The following is a 4,530-nucleotide window of genomic DNA, read 5'->3' on the forward strand; positions in this document are numbered from 1 at the left end:
CGACTTCCTTGTGAGAACTCCAAGTGTCTGAGAAACAAAGTTCTCAAAACACTTGGATATGTCAGAAATTTCACCTATCTTGGTGCTGCAAATATAACAAGTAAGCAAAAATCTGACATGACAAAGGTAGCAATTAAAATCGAGAATATCACTTCTTTCGGTGGAATTTATCATATTATGGACGTTTTCTCAAAGTTGGGCTTTGAAAAACTTACCGAATCCGTGTTGGGCAAACGTGGAAGTAGTGGCAAAGCATTCAGCCATGGAAGTATTTTCGGTTCTCTCTTCTTCAGTTACCTTTGTGGTGGAGAATGCCTTGAGGACATCAATGCGCTTATAGGGCAGTTCAAGCAGAGACCTGACACGCTATTACCCGGTGCCGACACTGTGGGGCGCGGACTAAAGGAGCTTACCGAGAAAAATATTGTCTATAAGAGCGAGACCTCCGACAAGTCGTATAGTTTCAACACAGCAGAAAAGCTGAATACCTTACTTTTACGGATGATACGGAGGATGGGACTTATAAAGGCGGGCAGTCATGTTGACTTGGACTTTGACCACCAGTTTATTCCATCCCACAAGTTCGATGCAAAGTATTCCTACAAGCAGGATTTTGGCTATTTCCCTGGTTGGGCTTCCATTGGGGGAATCATAGTCGGAGGTGAGAATCGTGACGGAAACACCAATGTGAGATTTCATCAAGAAGACACGCTCCGTCGCATTATGGACCGTGTAACCTCAGAACTTGGTGTGGTAATAGAGCGTTTCCGTGCTGATTGTGGATCGTTCTCAAAGGAAATTATCCAAACCGTAGAGCAGCGCTGCAACACGTTCTATATACGTGCAGCCAACTGCGACAGCCGATGTGAGGACTTCCGCCAGCTGAAAGAATGGAAGAGTGTTGAGGTTGGTTATGAGAGATGCGATGTCACATCCATCAGCATGGACAACCTAATAGAAAGAAAGTCATACAGGCTTGTCGTACAGCGTAGTCCTTTGAAAGACAAGGAGGGCAAGCAACAGACTGATGTATTCGGAGTGATATACACATACCGCTGTATACTTACCAACAACTGGACATCTACCGAGAAAGACATCATTACATTTTATAATGAGCGTGGAGCAAGCGAAAAGAACTTCGACATACAGAACAATGACTTCGGATGGTCGCATCTGCCCTTTTCCTTTATGGCTGAGAACATGGTTTTCAAGCACTATGTCATCTATAATGAAACATGTAGTGGTATCTGATAGAGGAGCTTCGCCATACTTACGCAATAGGCACATATAACGCAGTGCAAAGTGGTTCATCAATCGTCTCCAATCCATCTGTGGGCGAATCATCATGCGATAGAAACAGTTCTTACCATGATTTGAAAGCTCATATATCTTATGTTTGCATATACTGTGGATGCTCTCACCAACAATGCCGAAGAGGCAAAGAGAAAGGATTAACTCCGAAGCAGAAACCCCGTCCTGTTTCTCCAATGACAGACGAGATAACAGATGACCGATACCAAATTTGCCAAAAAGATGAAACAAATCATCACTCATTCGAGTTTTAACACTCAAAAGTTTGGATAACTCACTTATTTTCTCTATTTTTGTTTCCATAACAGTTTTGTTGTTTTGTCTTTAAAATCAGTTCTTTGGCGATTACTAATTTACAAAGAAAATTCGACAAACTGTTATTTTTCCATCTATTTATTTGGGTGGGAAACTTTAGTAGATAATATTTTTTGAGTTTGTAATAAACAAAGTGAAATGAAAAAGATACTGTTCTTATTTTTTATATTGTTCAATATTTCCATGTTTACAGTGGCAGCTGAAACAAATGTAAGCTTGGTACCGGTTAGAGAGTTGGTTAAAAGAATCCTACCGGAGCATTACCTAAAAATAGTTGTAGAGTATATGCCGGATGTTACTAATGATGAGAGGTTTGAGCTATATAGCCAAGCGGATAAGATTATCATTAGAGGAACGACAAAATCTGCTATCGGGGTTGGGCTGAATTATTATTTGAAGTACTATTGTAAGACTTATGTGTCTTGGTATTCGTTTGATAAAATCGAAACTCCAAAGGTTCTGCCTGTAGTTCCGGAAAAAGTAGTACGTTCCGCACGTGTACCCGAACGTTTTTTTCTAAACTATTGCACTTACGGTTACACTCTTACTTGGTGGGGCTGGCATGAATGGGAAAGATTAATCGATTGGATGGCTCTTAACGGAATCAATATGCCATTGGCGATAGCCGGTCAGGAATCGGTATGGCTTAATGTGTGGAAAAAATATGGTTTGACAGAAAAACAAATTCTTGAGTATTTCACAGGACCGTCCTACTTACCTTGGCATCGCATGTCTAACATAGACCATTGGATGGGACCGCTTCCTATGTCATGGATAAAGAACCAAGAAAAGCTTCAAAAGAAAATATTGCGACGAACCAGAGATTTGGGAATGAAGCCCGTACTCCCTGCATTTGCCGGGCATGTTCCAGAAATACTGAAAGAGAAATACCCCAAGGCGAAGATTACACCATTAAGTATCTGGGGAGATTTTGAAGATCAATATCGATGCCATTTTTTAGATCCGTTCGATTCTTTGTTTACAGATATTCAAAAGACATATATAGATGAACAGACAAAGCTATACGGTACAGATCATATTTATGGAGTTGATCCGTTTAACGAACTTGCTCCACCCAGTTGGGAACCTGAGTATTTGGCAAATGCTTCGGCAAAAATTTATGATGTCTTGAAAAATGCTGATTCTAAAGCTGTATGGTTGCAAATGACATGGATGTTTTCATATCAGCGTAAGGATTGGACAGACGAACGCATTAAAAGTTATATAACTGCTGTACCCGACAAAAAACAAATTCTTTTGGACTATTATGCAGAACGCACCGAAGTGTGGAAATTCTCTGAATCTTATTATAAACAACCTTTTATATGGTGTTATTTAGGAAACTTTGGTGGAAACACAATGATCGCCGGTAATATTGCGGAAGTAGACCGGCGTTTGAATGAAGCTTTTGCAAATGCAGAAAGTATGGTTGGTGTAGGCTCAACGCTCGAAGGCTTTGACGTCAATCCTATTATGTATGACTTTGTCTTTGAGAAGGTCTGGCATAAAGATGGTATTTCTTTGCATGATTGGACGGTCCAATGGGCGCAAAGAAGAGTGGGCACGACAGATGAAAATGCAGAAAAGGCATGGAAACTGCTTATTGATAAAATTTATGTGCAGTATTCACTATGTACAGAGGGAACGCTCACAAATGCTCGTCCGTCGCTTACCGGCCATGGAAATTGGACTACCAAAAATTGGACAAAGTATAATAATCGTGACTTATTAGAAGCTTGGGGGTTACTTCTCAGGAGTAAAGCCATTACCAAGATTGCTTATAAATATGATATTGTTAATATCGGAAGGCAAGTGTTGGGCAATTATTTTACCGTTCTTCGAGATGAGTTTACACAGGCATACGAGCGAAAAGACATTAGCGCACTGACAATAAAAGGAAACGAAATGCTTTCATTATTAAATGACCTTGAAGCACTACTTTATACATCTCCATCTTTTCTCTTAGGACCATGGCTTACGAATGCCCAAAATATGGGACGCAATATGGAAGAGTCTCGTTATTATGAAAAGAATGCCAGAAACATTATCACCAATTGGAGTACACAAGGGGTTGCTCTAAATGACTATGGAAATAGGACTTGGGCAGGATTGCTTCAGGGATATTACACACCACGCTGGAAAATGTTCATTGAGGAGGTAATATCAGCAGTAAAACAAAATAAAGAGTTTAATAATGAAACATTCTTCAAGAAAGTTACCGATGAAGAATGGCAATGGATATCCAAGACAGAGAATTATCCAATCCAAGCAACAGGTGATTCCTATTTATTGGCAAATAAGTTTTATCATAAATATCATCATCTCATAAATCCTGACGAATAAAATGTTTGTTGAACTAAAATATTAAAGAAAACAATGAAAAAGTTTTTTTATCCCACCATGATGCTGTTGTTTTTTCCCTCACTCTTTCAGCGCAAAAGAATAGTAAGTTTAACCTGAGTTCGGTATAACCCTTATGCAATAAGCCTGCTTTTATCAATTATTTATCGTTGGCTTCTTCGGCATAAGATTGTAGGCAATAAGTGCAGCAAAAAGATTTCATGTAAGTAAAAAGTTTTCAGGTCTATATAATGCGACTGATGATATAGAATGAGAATGGTCATTATCTCACTGTCGTTCATCACGCAAGCACGATTACGACGACGCTTTCCGACTGTATCGATCATACGTTTTTTGAGTTGCGGAGTAAAATATTTGCAGAATTCGTCAAGAATACAGAATAATTCTATTAAATTTGTACTGTTCATAGGAATGAGGATGTTTGTGTAACACTTTGGTTTTGAGCTATAAAGGTACAAAAAATATCTCATTCCTATAACTTTTAAACAGATTTTCTTAGACCAAACTCAGGTAATCACTTCATTAAAAAGACACATGGATATA

2 protein-coding genes and 2 pseudogenes are annotated in these 4,530 nt (G+C 39.0%); 2 read left to right on the forward strand and 2 right to left on the reverse strand.

Annotated elements, in window-relative coordinates; genetic code table 11:
• The first annotated feature begins 117 nt into the window (after positions 1 to 117).
• Entirely contained in the window at positions 118 to 1,251 is a 1,134-nt protein-coding gene (locus tag HMPREF0670_RS02760) for an IS1380 family transposase (protein ID WP_044077636.1), read from the forward strand.
• On the opposite strand, the pseudogene HMPREF0670_RS15510 reads toward HMPREF0670_RS02760, so the two are convergent.
• Positions 1,183 to 1,614: pseudogene (locus HMPREF0670_RS15510) on the reverse strand (IS4 family transposase); the annotation flags it as partial. The gene HMPREF0670_RS02760 and the pseudogene HMPREF0670_RS15510 sit on opposite strands and share 69 nt — an antisense overlap.
• A 150-nt stretch (positions 1,615 to 1,764) precedes the next feature.
• Here HMPREF0670_RS15510 and HMPREF0670_RS02765 point away from each other — a divergent pair.
• A complete protein-coding gene (locus HMPREF0670_RS02765) occupies positions 1,765 to 3,969 on the forward strand; it encodes an alpha-N-acetylglucosaminidase (RefSeq protein WP_009229637.1) in 2,205 nt (734 codons plus the stop codon).
• Positions 3,970 to 4,190: 221 nt separating this feature from the next.
• Here HMPREF0670_RS02765 and HMPREF0670_RS16955 read toward each other — a convergent pair.
• Positions 4,191 to 4,394: pseudogene (locus tag HMPREF0670_RS16955) on the reverse strand (IS982 family transposase); the annotation flags it as partial.
• Between the last annotated feature and the right edge of the window lie 136 nt (positions 4,395 to 4,530).

This window comes from Prevotella sp. oral taxon 317 str. F0108, from assembly GCF_000162415.1.
GTDB classification, from domain to species: Bacteria; Bacteroidota; Bacteroidia; order Bacteroidales; family Bacteroidaceae; genus Prevotella; species Prevotella conceptionensis.